This is a genomic window from Nannocystis pusilla (assembly GCF_026626665.1).
In the GTDB taxonomy this organism is placed as follows: domain Bacteria; phylum Myxococcota_A; class Polyangia; order Nannocystales; family Nannocystaceae; genus Nannocystis; species Nannocystis pusilla.
The window spans coordinates 670,956-684,103 of sequence record NZ_JAPNKE010000002.1; the positions used below are offsets into that span (position 1 = coordinate 670,956).

Annotated in this window: 11 protein-coding genes and 2 pseudogenes; 8 read left to right on the forward strand and 5 right to left on the reverse strand. The window is 72.2% G+C overall.

Annotated elements, in window-relative coordinates; genetic code table 11:
• Nucleotides 1-54: 54 nt before the first annotated feature.
• From OV079_RS03155 to OV079_RS03165, 3 genes and pseudogenes are all read left to right on the forward strand, one after another.
• Nucleotides 55-1,020: an aldo/keto reductase gene (locus OV079_RS03155; protein WP_267766141.1), complete on the forward strand. Its 966-nt coding sequence runs from the start codon at nucleotides 55-57 to the stop codon at nucleotides 1,018-1,020.
• Between the two features lie 83 nt (nucleotides 1,021-1,103).
• A complete protein-coding gene (locus OV079_RS03160; RefSeq protein ID WP_267766143.1) occupies nucleotides 1,104-3,122 on the forward strand; it encodes a 2OG-Fe(II) oxygenase family protein in 2,019 nt (672 codons plus the stop codon).
• Nucleotides 3,123-3,597: 475 nt separating this feature from the next.
• Nucleotides 3,598-3,975, forward strand: a pseudogene (locus OV079_RS03165) (redoxin domain-containing protein); the annotation flags it as partial.
• Between the two features lie 167 nt (nucleotides 3,976-4,142).
• On the opposite strand, the gene OV079_RS03170 reads toward OV079_RS03165, so the two are convergent.
• On the reverse strand, nucleotides 4,143-4,820 hold the full coding sequence (locus tag OV079_RS03170) for a glutathione S-transferase family protein (protein ID WP_267766144.1): 678 nt from the start codon (nucleotides 4,818-4,820) through the stop codon (nucleotides 4,143-4,145).
• A gap of 344 nt (nucleotides 4,821-5,164) precedes the next feature.
• On the opposite strand from OV079_RS03170, the gene OV079_RS03175 reads away from it, so the two are divergent.
• The 3 genes from OV079_RS03175 (at nucleotide 5,165) to OV079_RS03185 (ending at nucleotide 7,323) form a co-directional block, all read left to right on the forward strand.
• Nucleotides 5,165-5,887: a hypothetical protein gene (locus tag OV079_RS03175; protein WP_267766145.1), complete on the forward strand. Its 723-nt coding sequence runs from the start codon at nucleotides 5,165-5,167 to the stop codon at nucleotides 5,885-5,887.
• Nucleotides 5,888-6,061: 174 nt separating this feature from the next.
• The gene (locus tag OV079_RS03180) at nucleotides 6,062-6,532 is read left to right on the forward strand and encodes a hypothetical protein (RefSeq protein ID WP_267766147.1); all 471 of its coding nucleotides are present in this window, start codon (nucleotides 6,062-6,064) and stop codon (nucleotides 6,530-6,532) included.
• A gap of 68 nt (nucleotides 6,533-6,600) precedes the next feature.
• Nucleotides 6,601-7,323, forward strand: a complete 723-nt coding sequence (locus tag OV079_RS03185) for an SMI1/KNR4 family protein (RefSeq protein ID WP_267766148.1) — start codon at nucleotides 6,601-6,603, stop codon at nucleotides 7,321-7,323.
• 82 nt (nucleotides 7,324-7,405) lie between these two features.
• On the opposite strand, the gene OV079_RS03190 is transcribed toward OV079_RS03185, so the two are convergent.
• From OV079_RS03190 to OV079_RS03205, 4 genes are all read right to left on the reverse strand, one after another.
• A complete protein-coding gene (locus tag OV079_RS03190) occupies nucleotides 7,406-7,621 on the reverse strand; it encodes a hypothetical protein (protein ID WP_267766149.1) in 216 nt (71 codons plus the stop codon).
• 58 nt (nucleotides 7,622-7,679) lie between these two features.
• A complete protein-coding gene (locus OV079_RS03195; protein ID WP_267766150.1) occupies nucleotides 7,680-8,597 on the reverse strand; it encodes an FHA domain-containing protein in 918 nt (305 codons plus the stop codon).
• A 32-nt stretch (nucleotides 8,598-8,629) separates the two neighbouring features.
• Nucleotides 8,630-8,776, reverse strand: a complete 147-nt coding sequence (locus OV079_RS03200) for a hypothetical protein (RefSeq protein WP_267766151.1) — start codon at nucleotides 8,774-8,776, stop codon at nucleotides 8,630-8,632.
• 567 nt (nucleotides 8,777-9,343) lie between these two features.
• Entirely contained in the window at nucleotides 9,344-10,762 is a 1,419-nt protein-coding gene (locus OV079_RS03205; RefSeq protein WP_267766152.1) for a serine/threonine-protein kinase, read from the reverse strand.
• Nucleotides 10,763-10,783: 21 nt separating this feature from the next.
• On the opposite strand from OV079_RS03205, the gene OV079_RS03210 reads away from it, so the two are divergent.
• On the forward strand, nucleotides 10,784-11,854 hold the full coding sequence (locus tag OV079_RS03210; protein WP_267766154.1) for a hypothetical protein: 1,071 nt from the start codon (nucleotides 10,784-10,786) through the stop codon (nucleotides 11,852-11,854).
• An 860-nt stretch (nucleotides 11,855-12,714) separates the two neighbouring features.
• Nucleotides 12,715-12,942, forward strand: a pseudogene (locus tag OV079_RS57155) (thrombospondin type 3 repeat-containing protein); the annotation flags it as partial.
• Nucleotides 12,943-13,148: the final 206 nt, after the last annotated feature.

The window sequence follows — 13,148 nt, forward strand, 5'->3', positions numbered from 1 at the left end:
CTTCCTGCCAAGAACACACAAGCGCGTCCGAGCGGGCGAGCCTAGGACAGCGTCATGAACGACGAGAGAACCGCCTCGAACCCGACGAAGATCGCGCTCGGCTGCATGGGGATGTCCGGCGCCTACGGCAAGACGGACGACGCGCAGAGCATCGCCGTCATCCAGGCCGCCATCGCGCGTGGGGTGACCTTCCTCGACACCGGTGATTTCTACGGCTCCGGCCACAACGAGCTGCTCATCGCCAGGGCGATCGCCGGCCGGCGCGACAAGGTCCAGCTGTCGGTCAAGTTCGGCGCGCTGCGCAGCCCCGACAGCAACTTCGGCGGGGTCGACACGCGGCCGGTGGCGCTGAAGAACTTCCTCACGTACTCGCTGGTCCGGCTCGGTACGGATTACGTCGACGTGTATCGCCCGGCGCGGCTGGATCCGGCGGTGCCGATCGAGGACACGATCGGCGCCATCGCCGATCTGGTGCGGGCCGGCTACGTGCGGTCGATCGGGCTGTCGGAGGTCGGGCCCGAGACGATCCGGCGCGCGGCGAAGGTTCACCCGATCGCGGATCTGCAGATCGAGTACTCGATCGTGAGCCGCGACCCGGAAGACGCGATCTTCCCGCTGCTCGCGGAGCTCGGCATCGGCGCGACGCTCTACGGGGTGCTGTCGCGCGGGCTGCTCGCGGGCAGCCCGATCAAGACGGGGGACCACCGCGCTCACATGCCGCGGTTCTCCGGCGCGAACGGAGAGGCGAACGCAAAGCTCGTCGCCGACCTGCACGGCCTGGCGAAGCACTGGGGCCTCACGCCGAGTCAGCTCGCCATCGGTTGGGTGCTGGGCAAGCAGCCGCGCTTCGTGCCGACCCTCGGCATGCGCACGCTGCAGCAGCTGGACGAGGCCGTCGCGGCCGCGCCGCTGACCGCCGAGCGACTCGCCGAAGTCGAAGCGGTGGTGCCGCGCGGCGCGATCGCAGGCACGCGCTACCCTGCCGCTTTGATGGGCACGCTCGACAGCGAGAAGCGCTAGGCCCCGGCGCCGTGCGGCGGGCGCAGGCGCGCGGCGACCTCCTCGTCGGCGAGCGCGGCTCGTCCTGGTGGTATCTTGCCGCCATGGCCCGGCCGCGCCTCCCCGAAGCCCGCATCGACGACACCCGCCAGGTCTTGATCGTGCTCTCGCCGCGGGGCGACGAACGCCCGATGGACGGCTTCGCCGGCGCCGTGGTCCAGGACCTCTCGGCGGGTCTGCCCGACCTCGCGGGGAAGGCCGTGTATCTGTGCGGTGACGCGTCGAAGGCCGCCGCCCTCGACCTCTCGGCCGCGTCGCGGGTCCTCGTGATCCGAGAGGGCTCGCACGGCGACGCTGCGGCTGGCCTCGCCCCCTGGCCGGCGGTGAGCTCCGGCCGGGTCCCGATCCGCGTGCACGGGCTCGGCGTGTACTACCGAAGTTTCTTCGACCCGGAGGTGGTCGACTACGTCGCGCGGATCCGCGGCGAGCACGACTTCCAGTCGCTGACCGAGTCCACCAAGCCGGGCACGGCGCACCGCACCGGGATCTACCTGTCACCGGTCCGACAGGAGCGGGACGGGCTGCATTTCCGCCTGCTGCGCTGCTCCACCAACCTGTCGGGCCCGACCGACAACTTCCGCGCCACCGACCGACATATCGTCGACGCGCTGAACCAGGAGGCGGCGCTGATCTTCTCGGGGGCGGCGCCGCTCAACCACGTGTTGGCGCAGATCTATCATAACACCCCGGCCGACGCCGAGAAGAAGCAGGCGAAGGCGCGGATCTCGTCTCACGCCGACAAGACCAAGGACATGCCGGACGACGGCGTGATGGCCTTCTGCACTTTCTACGAACACCTCGATCGACTCGGCCCCATGGCCGGCGACCCCTTCGACCGTGGTCACCGCGGAATCAGCGGACTGACCCGGCTCCGCTTCCGACACAAGGAGGTCGAGGCCGCGGAGAGAGGTGCGTTTCCCGAGCAGTTCACGATCACGCTGTACCCCAACTCGGTGTTCTTCATGCCGCTGTCGACCAACCGGCGCTACACCCACGAGATCGTGCCGTCCGAGCTGGAAGCGGCGCGGCTGCCGACCCGGCTGGGCTACGTGGTGCGCTGCTCGAAGACCGAGGCGGTCCACGAGGACGGGCGCACCTTCCTGCTCCGGGACGGGGCGCGGGCCGAGCTGGAGGCCGCCACGCCCGAGGGGATGACGGAGCTGCGTCGGTTGTACGCCGAAGAGAACAGGACGACGGCTCCCATCGATTACGGGGACGGCTTCCGCTTCAGCATGAACGCGGGGGACTACCAGGCGCCGATCTACGAGGCATCCGACGCGTTCCGCACGCATACCATTTCCACCCGGGACGACCTCTTCGCGGAGCTGTCCGCGTCGGCCCGGCTCGAGGAGCTCGGAAAAGGCCGGCGCGGCGCGGTGCTCGTGGCGACCGACGGCCCGCAAAAGGTCCCCATCGTCCGCACCACCACCGCTTACGCGCTCCCGGCTCAGCGCTTTCGACCCGTCCACGCCGTGCTCGCGCGACGGATCGGCGAGTGCGCCTCGCTCCCGGTCGCCTTCAACAACGCGTTGCTCGAGATCTACACCCGCGCTTATGCCACCATGGGCGCCCACTCGGACCAGGCGCTCGACCTGGACGACGCCGGGGAGATCGCCCTGTTCTCCTGTTATGAACACCCGGAGGCCGGGCCGTCGCGGCGGTTGATGGTGGAATCGAAGGCGGACGGGGGGCCCTCGTTCGTGATTCCGCTCCTCCACGGCCGCGTCGTCGTGTTCTCCGCCGACACCAATCGCAGGTTCCGCCACCGGATCGTGCTGGACCCCGCGGCCGGCGACGCCGACAACGCCTGGCTCGGGCTCACGTTTCGCACGTCGAAGACGTGGGTCCACGTGGACGACGGGCAGCCCCGCCTCGCCGACGGCACACCGCTGACCCTGGCCGACGACGAGGAGCGCCGCGAATTCCTGCGCCTGCGCCGGCGGGAGAACCAGGAGACCGACTTCGTGTACCCCCGCGTCACCTGCACCCTGAGCCCGAGCGATCTCTGGCCGCCGGACATGGGGCCGACGCTCTGCGCGGGCGCGGTGCGCGAGATGTCGTAGGTCTCCTCCTGCCAGGGTGGCGGACGCGAACGGGGCGACGAGGACCTCACTTCACCCTCGCACGGCTGCTGGCCCTCGCATGACCGCTGCTGGCGCGGTCGCTCGCACGCGAGGCCGCCGAGCTCAGCAATACGCCGGGCGGACGCTCGAGCGCCGGCCGACCCGGCGCTGCTCGAGGCGCAAGACAGCCCCGATTCCTGCGCCGACCTCGGCTCGTGCCGCCACGACGCGCATCCTCGCGCCTCGCGAGAAAATTCATCCTCGCGTGTCACGCTCCGGCCGGCTGGCTCTTCAAGCCTGGGAAGGAATTGAACACCATGAGCGACACCCAAGCCGGAGGATCTTCTTCATGAGCGCCCACGACTTCACCCTGCCCAGCGACTCGGGCCGCCCGTTCGTGTTCGACGCGGCGCTGCGCGCCCGCCAGCGGACGCTCCTGTTCTTCTACCGCGGCCACTGGTGACCGTTCTGCCGCCGTCAGGTTGACGGCTACGTGCAGCTGCGCAAGGAGATCGAGGCGCTGGGGCTCCTCCCCGTGTTCATCTCGGCCGACCCCCCGACGCGCAACGCCGAGCTGCGCGAGCGGCTGAGCGTCCCGACCGAGTGGCCCTTCCTCAGCGACGAGGAGCACCGGGTGGCGGACCTGTACGGGATCCCGATCTCGCGTGCGCTCTCCAAGGCCCACGGCTACGCGGACGGATACATCCAGCCCGCCGTGTTCGTGTTCCGCGGGGAGGAGGAGCTGTTCACCTTCGTGCAGCGCCCCTCCATGCTGAACCTGTGGGGAGCGGCCCGCCGCCCCGAGCCCGAGCAGGTGCTGGCGGCCGTCCGGCCGACCCTCGCCCCGACCTGATTCTGGGAGGGCTCGATTGTTGCCATCGCCGATTCACCACAGGCGGTCGCGACCATGCGTGCGACGGGCGCAGGCCCGTCGCAGGCTGTGTCGAGAAAATTGGCGCCGTGCATGACTCTGTCGATTCTCGTCGACATCGACCCGCGGCGGGTCTCAGGCTCGAAGCTTTATCGGGCTCCGGCCTCTTCGGAGCCGGAGTTGCGCCTGGCCGACGCCTCGGCGGCCCAGGCCTTCGTGGCTTGGCATACGTCCATGGCCCGCTTGTAGGCTTCGCGTCCGCTGGTGCGGGTGACATAGGCCTGCTCTGCTTCGCCGAGGGCGGCCGCGCCGGTTCTTTGGGCGAACTCCAGGGCGTAGGTCACCGAGATGTCGGCTGCGGTGAATCGATCGCCCGCGAGATAGGGGGAGTCTGCGAGCCGCCGGGTCACCAACCTCAGCCGGCTCTCGTAGACTTCCAGCGCCTTGCGGGCGCCCCAGTTGTGCCGCTCGGCCTCCGGCGCGAGGTTGCGGCTGACGACGACGAAGAAGAGCGAGGCGGCGAGGCCTGCTTCGCCGAGGTGAAGGAACTGTTGGTACGCGGGGAAAGCGGGATCGGCCGGGTCGGGCGCGAGGGGCGTCGGTCCGTAGCGGCCCATCAGATACTCCATGATTGCGATCGATTCGACCATCGTGGCGTCGCCGTCCCGGAGCGCCGGGATGAACCCAGCAGGGTTGATGGCGAGAAACTCCGGGTCATTGTCGACGCCGGCCACCAGGTCGACCGGTCGCAGCTGATAGGGGAGTCCCATCTCCTCCAGCAGCCACACGACCCGGAAACCTCTCCCTTCACCGAACACTGTGATCATGTCTTTGCTCTCCTCCGGACCTCGTCCGCGGCCGCGCATTCGGGGCAGCCTCGCCGAGGCTCATGGCGGCGCACCCTACCACGGGTCGGAGAGTCCGACGTCGCGGCGCGCCGGCTCGTGACATGCGGGTGTCCCCGGACCTGGGTCCCCCAGGATGACGGTCGTGGTCGAGGGCTCGCCGAAGAAGCGTCCAGGGCCATCTGAACGAAGTTCGAGCGGGCCCTCGTCACAAGCTTTCGTCGCGAAACGGCGAGCACGTCGAGCGCGAGCGCGACGCCCGCGGCCGCCGAGCTCGACGAGTGGTTGCATGCGCACCGCTGACAGACGGATGATAGGATCGAGATATGTCCGGGGACCGCCGCTACGACGACCGCGAGGTCGGCCAGATCCTCCGGCGCGTCGCGGAGCTTCACGCGCGCGAGGGCGAGAAGACCGACGCGCGGTCGATGAGCCGGGGCGAGATCGAGGAGGTCGTCCAGGAGCTGGGCATCTCGAAGGCCCTGGTCGCGCGCGCGACGGGTGAGCTGGCGATCCAGGACGTCCGCAACCGGCCGGTGTGGTGGGTCGGCGGCAAGACCGAGCTGATGTTCGAGGAGGTGGTCGATGGCCACGTCGACGACGCGACGCTGGCGCAGATGATCGAGGTCCTGCGCCGCTCGCTCGGCGATCCGGGGCAGCTCAAGCAGGAGGCCGGGGCCCGGATCTGGTCGACGACGACGCGCCGGCTCCACTTCACGGTGGTCGAGCAGGAGGGCCGCACGACGCTGCGCCTGGAAGAACGCATGGACGCGAGCGTGACTCTGGGGAGCGCATTCCTCGGCGGCTTCGTCGGCTTCCTCGCCGGCCTGTTCGCGGTCGTGCTGCTGAAGGCGGTGGTGGTCAAGGCGCTGCTGCTCGTGCTGTTGGGGGCGCTCGCCTCGACCGGCGCGGTCGCGGGCTGGGCCGGCGGGCGCGCGCTGTGGCGGCGCCGCAGCGAAGGCCACGAGGCGCAGCTGGGGCAGGCCTTCGCCGCGATCGTGGCGCTGGCGGATGCGCGGGCGTCGCGGCAGCTGCCTCCGGAGGAGTGACGTCCGCGGGCCCACGCGCTCGCGCATCGTCGACGCGGCCGCGAGCTCGGCGCGGCCGCCGAGGCTCACACGTGGGGTGAGGAGGCCGTCGCTCGCCGGTTCCACGGGTGCGCTCGCCACGGTTCTCGGATAACGTGGGCCGCCGGCAGACCCCGATGCCGCCCCCAGACGCCGATGAAGATCCACTGGTCCGACCTCGACCTGATCAGCGAGGGCCTCGAGCTCGACGACACGTGCCGGCTCGATCCGGCGACGGGCCGCTTCACGATGGAGGAGGTCGGCTACCCGTTCCTCGCGGGGGTGTGGCCGAGACCCGACGAGCGGCACCTGTGGGGCGCGAGCATGGATCGACCCGAGCGCGGGACCGTCGTGCGCGCCCGCTATTTGATGCGCCGCCTCAGGGCTCGACGCGCCTGCGCGAGCGGCCTCGCCGACCCCGCGCAGAGGGAGCACATGCTGCGCGTGCTCGACGGTGAAGGTTCGCCGGAGCAGCGCGCCGCTTTCGCGACTACATCGAGGCGCTGCCTCCTGGCCCGCGCCGCCGCACGTCGGCCGAGCTCGTCGAGCGCGTCGAGCAGGAGCGCGACGATCGCAACGACGCGATCCTGTGGCGGGACGCGTACGGGCTCGACGACGACGCGCTGACGCACCTGCGGATCGTCGCGTTCGACCGCGAGCTACGCCGCGTCGACAGCGAGGCCCGTGAGGTCCTGATGGAGTCGCAGTACCTCTCGTACCTCGACGCGATCTGGCGGTGGGCCGAGCGCCTGCCGGAGCCGCCCGACGAGCCGCCGCCGTGGCTCCCCGAGGTGCTCGCGTGGCGGGAGCGCGAGGCCGCGGCCCAGCGCGCCCGCGTCGACGGCCTGCTGGCTCGCCTCGAGCGCTGGCTCGCGACCCGAGCTCCCGCCGTCCACGCCAAGCTGCGACCGGGCGCCGACCCGGCGCGACTCGACGCGTGCGAGCGCGAGCTCGGTCGTCCGCTGCCGCCGGCGCTGCGCCAGCTGTGGGCGTGGCACGACGGCGGCGGCGAGTTCATGCCGATCGCGTTCGTCTACTCGCTCTATTCGGTCGACGAGGCCCTGGCGCGGCGCGCCCAGGTCCGCGAGTGGTTCGCCGACGAGCCCCAGTGGTGGTGCCCGGCCTGGCTGCCGGTGCTGTACGACCCGTCGGGCAACAACATCTGCCTCGACCCCAGCGGCGAGTTCGGCGGCGAGGCCGACGAGCTCGTCGGCTTCTGGCACGACGACAACGACCGCGAGGTCGTCGCCTACGACTTCGAATCGTTGCTCGACACGCTGGTCGCCTTGTACGAGTCGGGCGAGATCACGGCCGACGACGACGACCTCGACGGCGTCAGCCAGTGGGACTGGACCGTGTGGTCGCGCCGGCGCGTCGGCAGTCGCCCGCCGACCTTCGAGGTCGCCAGTCCTCGCTGACCTGCGCGCGCCAGCGCCGGCGAGGGCGAACACGCGTCCTCGCATCCCCCATCGCCGGGGCCGAGGCCCGAGACTGCCGGGGTCAGCGGGGACGGACGCCCTGGGTCAGCCATTCCCGCAACTTGGAGGCGATCGCTCGGGGGTCGTCGTCGAAGTTCGAGAGGATGACGACCGTGTAGCCGAGCTCGGGGTACATCTCGAAGTGCTCCGTCTCGCGCACCGCCTCGCCCGCGGGGTCGAGCGCGCGGACCAGGCATGCGAGGCCCAGCGGGCCCATGGCGCCGTCGGTGGCGAGCACCTCGCTGCACCGTCCGTCCTCTGCAGCGATCGATGATGGGATCGCCGAGGACGAGCGGTCACAGCGGATCGATCGTCACGTGGGCGATGCCGAGGCGGAGGAGGCCGGCGCCGAGGCGGCGCTCGACCACCCGCGTGGGGTCCGGCACGCCGGCCTGGGTGAACTGCAGGCGAATGCGATGGATGCTCAGGTGGAGGTAGCCGACGTCGACCTTGAGCATCTGCAGCAGGCGGTCCTGCGGCAGCCAGCCCTCCTCGCCGTCGGGGATGCCGGCGGCGCGGTCGGCCAGGCGGGCGCGGGCGAGGAGGAGCAGCGGATAGTGATGCGCGCGCGCCTTGAGGTCGATCCGCCGCTCGCCGACGCGGGCGGCGAGCTCGACGTGCTCCTCGTCGGCGCTGACGCGGAATTGCAGGTGCACGGGCGGCGCGTCGGGCTCGCTCGCGGCCTGCCAGGTCGCCGCGACGCCGTCGGTGAGGTGCACGCGCCACGGCTCGCCGCCGGCGGTCAGGACGGCGCGGTCCTCGACGCGAGTGGCCGGGCCGTCGGCGGGCTCGGCGAACCACACGCCCGCGTCCGAGCGGCGCAGCCACAGGGCGGGCTCGTCGGCGTCGGGCAGGGCGAGCTCGTCGACATCGACGAGGACCACGCGGCCGTCGACGAGGTTGACGGCCATCGGTCGCGGCGGCGCGTCGTCGACGAGCTGCCAGGGACCGAGGGTCTCGCCGAAGCGGATCTCGGCGCCGCGCGCGAGCGGCAGGCACTCGCGCGCGACGAGCCGACGACCCGCGAGGTAGGTGCCGTTGCGGCTGCCGAGGTCCTGCAGCTCCCACGCGGCGCCGGTCCAGTAAACGACGGCGTGCTCGCGCGAGACGTCGCGGACGTCGAGGACGAGGTCGCAGGCGGGCGAGCGACCGACGACGCAGCGGGCCGGGAGGGCGCCCAGGCGCCGGCCGTCGGGTCCGAGGAGCGCCGCCATCGCTTACCAGTACACGGCCTCGTTCGCGGCGATCAACCCCCGCCGCGCCGGGGGAGGGTCAAGGACACGTCGAAGGCCCGCGCGGCGTCGACGCCCTCGACGAGCCCGGCGAGGACGCGCGCGAGCTCCCGCTCGAGGCAGTCGACGGTGCCGGGGGCGAGTCGACCGTCGGCGAGCACGGCGAGCCCCGCGAGCTTGCCGGCCTCGCCGGGGGTGACGCGGACGGCGATCTCCTCGGCGACGTACGGCGAGCCGCACGAGGCGAGCTCGCGCGCGAGACGACCGCGGAGGGCCTCGCGGGTGAGCGGGCGAACGGAGGTCGCGTCGCGTGGAGGCTTGACGGGCGCGGGGCGCGAAGGCGCGGGGGCGGGAGGGCTGGCTGCAGGGACAGGTGCGTGAGGCGGGAGAGCGGGGCTGGTCGAAGGGACAGGTGGGGCGGGCGGGTCTTCGTGGCTGGCCGAAGGGGCAGATAAGGCGGGCGAGTCCTCGCGGCTGGCCGAAGGGTCAGGTGGTCCTGCGGACGGGCTGGCCGCAGGTGCGACGGGCGAGTCGTCGTGGATGGCCGAAGGGACAGATATGTCCGTGTGGCGGCTGGCCGAAGAGGCAGGTGCGCTTGCGATGGTGCTGGCCGAAGGGACAGGCGCGCCTGCGCGGGGGCCGGCCGCAAGGGCAGGTTCAGTGGCTGCGGCTGGTGGTGACGTGGCCGGGACGGACGATGTTCTCGAACGGCCAGACCTGCCAGGCGATCACTGCCGCGAGCAGGGCGAGGGCGAGTCCGGGTGGGAGGCGCGAGCGCGGCGGAGTCGCCGAGCTGTCGGTGGGGACAGGAGTCTGGGCGGCGCAGCTCGCGGGAGGGCTGTCCGGGGGGCAGGTTCGAGGTGAGCCGAGGGGCTGTCCGCGTGGGCAGGTGCGGGCGGGGCGGAGAGGCTGTCCGAGGGGACAGGTGCGGGGTAGACGGACGAACTGTCCGCCGGGACAGGTGCAAGTGGCGCAGAGGAGTCGTTCGCAGGAGCAGGGGAGCCTGGGACACGGGTGGGCGCGAGGGCAGGGTCGTCGACAGCGGAGGCGGCGCCCGCGGGAATATGGGCGCCATGGGCGAGCTCCGTGAGGCGCCGACTCGACAGTAGCCTGTCCTCCGGGCCATGTCCGGAGGTGAGGGATATGTCCTCCGGGCCATGTGCGGTGATGGCTCGCATGTCCTCCGGGCCAGGAGCGGCGGTGACCGGCATGTCCGCGGGGACAGGCGTGCCGCCGGCGGTGGTCTCGCCCTCGGGCGGTGCCAGCGTGGGGGCGGGGCGGGCGAAGGTCTGCGGTTCGGCGGTGACGGGGATCTCGGCGATCGCCGCGGCGAACGCGTCCATCGACGCGAAGCGCTCGTCGGGGTCCCGGGCGACCGCGGTGGCGAGCAAGCGGTCGATCGCGGGGTCGACCGCGCACACGCTGGCGAGCGCAGGCGCCGGCGCGAGCAGCATGCGGGCGAGGACCTCGTAGGCGTTGCCGGTGTGGAGCGGGCGGCCGGCGAGCATCTCGAACATCATGGCGCCGAGGGCGTAGATGTCGGCGCGGCGGTCGCCCTGGCCCTCGAGCTGCTCGGGGGCCATGTAGCCGATGGTGCCGAGCAGCTCGCCGGCGCCGGTGAGCTGCGAGGCGCCGCCGGCCTCGCGCGGGACCTTGGCGACCCCGAAGTCGAGCAGCTTGATGTGGACCGCGCCGCCTTCCGCGTCGACGCAGAAGCAGTTCTCGGGCTTGAGGTCGCGGTGGACGACGCCGCGGGCGTGGGTCAGCCGCAGCGCCGCGCACACCTGCAGGGCGATCGCCCGCGTCTGCGGCCAGGCCATGCCGCCGAGGCGGCGCAGGCGTCGGCGCAGGTCCTCGCCCGCGAGCAGCTCCATGACGTAATAGGCGGAGCCGTCGTGCTCGCCCATGTCGATGACGCCGACCAGGTTGTCGTGGCGCATCGCCGAGAGGACGCGAGCCTCCTGCAGGAACCGCCGGACTGCGCCGGGCTTGCGGGCGATGTCGACGCGCAGGAACTTGATCGCCCGCGGCTGGGCGAGGCCGACGTGCTCGGCGACGTACACGGTCCCCATGCCGCCCTGGCCGAGCCTCGCCTGGACGCGGTAGCGCCCGTCGAGGAGGACGCCCGTGTAGTCTGCCTCGACCACGCCGCATGGTACGATACGCCGGTGCTGGCGTGCCCACGTCTGGTCCTCGCCGCGGCGATCGCGGCCTCGCCGGTGACCCCGACGCGGGCGGACTCGACGTGTCCGAACGAGCGCGCCGACGCGGGCGCCGACGCGAACCTCGGCAACTGCCTCGGCGACGCGCGCGAGGCGAGGCGGGCCAACGAGCCGCGGCTGGCGGCGGCGGCCTACGCCCGGGCGCTGATGTTCGCGCGCGAGGCCTACGCGGCCGGCAAGCAGGAGGCCGCGGCGGACTGGTACGTGGCAGCGGGCGAGCAGATCGTGCACTACGGGACGGAGGGCTGCGCGCTCGCGTCGAACCTGCCCGACGAGGCGCAGCGGGCGATGCTGACCGCGTGCGCCGAATTGCTCGACGAGTTCCTCGCGGACCTCGAGGCGGTGAACGCCGGGACGTCGCGATCGGCCGCGGCCGCGCGGCAGCGACGCGCGGAGCTGGAGCCGCTGCTCGCGGGGCTGCCCGCGCCGCCGCAGCCGGAGGAGCCGCCGCTTGCGAGGCCGACCGAGCCGCGCGGCGAATCGATACCGGCGCCGCCGAAGCCGATGCTGCCGCTGCGACGACCGACCGGGCTCGACGCGGGGCTCGGGGTGTCGGCCGCGGTCGCCGGGCTGGCGATCGCCGGGCTGGTGGTCGGCGACGGGCTCGGGCGCAAGGCCCACGCGGCGGCGCTGTCCGGGCCGGGGCGGCCGATGCCCCGGCCGGTGTGGATTTCTGCGAGGCGACGCCGTCGGCGGTCGGATGCGACGACTTGCGGTCGGCGCGACGGCTGTTCGTCGCGAGCGGGGTCACCCTGGGCGTCGCGCTGGCGGCAACGGCGGTGCTCGCCGGGCTGCGCGTCCGCCATGCCCGCCGCGCACGCGTCTCTGCTTCGTGGAGCGGCCCGCGTGCGGGCGTCGCGGTCCATTTCTGAGCGCGTCGACGATGGGACCGCGCGTGACCTGTCCTCACGGCCCTGCGGGCCTGAGCTGTCTTCACGGCCCTCCGGGCCTGACCTGTCTTCACGGCCCTCCGGGCCTGAGCTGTCTTCACGGCCCTCCGGGCCTGAAAGCGCGTGAAAGTGACGCCCGGCGGCCGGCTGCTATCGTCGATCGCATGCGACCTGGATTGTGGAGCGTGATCTTGATGATGGCCGCGTGTTCGACGAGCGCGGGGCTCGGCGACGAGACGGCGACGAAGACGACGAGCGCGTCCGACACGACGAGCACGTCCGAGCCGGAGCCGACCGAGGGGGGCGGGCCGCTGACGCTGCACGGCGTGGCGCAGAAGGGGCCGTTCGTGCTCGGGGCCTCGATCTCGGTGTCGCCGCTGACGAACACCGGGCAGCCGACGGGCCAGCAATTCGAGGTGCCGACGCACAGCGACGGCGGCGATCTCGGTCGACGGCGTGCCGCTGGGCCCGGTGGCGCTGCTGGCCAACGGGTATCACTACGACGAGATCCGCGGCGGGCCGTCGATGGCGCCGCTGACCCTGCGCGCGCTCCACCGGGTCAGCGGCGACGCGACGACCGTCAACATTCATGTGCTGAGCCACCTGAGCGAGCAGCGGGCGCGGATGTTGATCGCCGAGCAAGTGACCGTCGAGGACGCGCTGGCGCTGGCCGACGCGGAGGTCGTGGCGGCGCTGGGGATCGGCAAGCCCGGGTTCGCGCTCGCCGGGGCGGCCGCGGAGGCGAGCGTGCTCGGGCCGGACACCGACGACAACGCGTACTTGTTCGCGGTCAGCGCGGTCGTCATGCAGGCGGCGTATTTGGCAGATCCGGCAGCGGCCGACGCGGCGGTGCAGACGCTGCTCAACCAGCTGGCGGAGGACCTCGCGGGCGACGGCACGCTCGACGACGCCGCGCTGCGAGGCCGACTCGAGGCGGCCGAGACTGCCCTGCAGGCGGAGCCGGTGCGAGCGGCCCTGGCGGACTACATGGCGGGCCTGGGCCTGCCGGGGGCGCCGCCGGACTACGCGCGGATCCTCGACCAGGACCACGACGGGCTGGCCAACAGCGAGGACAACTGCCCGCTCGTGGCCAACCTCGATCAGGTCGACGCCGACGGCGACGAGCGCGGTGACGCGTGCGACGCGTGCCCGGACAGCGGGGTCGACATGGACGGCGACGGCTACGACGACGGCTGCGACAACTGCCCCGCGGTCGCCAACCCGGACCCGCCGCAGGCGCCATCGCAGTTCGATCCGCTCAGCGACATCGACGAGGACGGCCTCGGCAACGCATGCGACTTCTGCCCCAACTCGAAGGACCGCGGCGCCGACCCCGACGACGTATGTTGCGACCCGCGGGTCGGCGGCTGTATCGAGGACAACGGGGCGCCGGAGATGGGTTGCCTGCCCAAGGGCGCCTC

Excerpts from the sequence above, each read along its gene's own strand:
- OV079_RS03155 (WP_267766141.1), top strand. The coding sequence starts at position 55 with ATGAACGACGAGAGAACCGCCTCGAACCCGACGAAGATCGCGCTCGGC.
- OV079_RS03160 (WP_267766143.1), top strand. The coding sequence starts at position 1,104 with ATGGCCCGGCCGCGCCTCCCCGAAGCCCGCATCGACGACACCCGCCAG.
- OV079_RS03170 (WP_267766144.1), bottom strand. The coding sequence starts at position 4,820 with ATGATCACAGTGTTCGGTGAAGGGAGAGGTTTCCGGGTCGTGTGGCTG.
- OV079_RS03175 (WP_267766145.1), top strand. The coding sequence starts at position 5,165 with ATGTCCGGGGACCGCCGCTACGACGACCGCGAGGTCGGCCAGATCCTC.
- OV079_RS03180 (WP_267766147.1), top strand. The coding sequence starts at position 6,062 with ATGAAGATCCACTGGTCCGACCTCGACCTGATCAGCGAGGGCCTCGAG.
- OV079_RS03185 (WP_267766148.1), top strand. The coding sequence starts at position 6,601 with ATGGAGTCGCAGTACCTCTCGTACCTCGACGCGATCTGGCGGTGGGCC.
- OV079_RS03195 (WP_267766150.1), bottom strand. The coding sequence starts at position 8,597 with ATGGCGGCGCTCCTCGGACCCGACGGCCGGCGCCTGGGCGCCCTCCCG.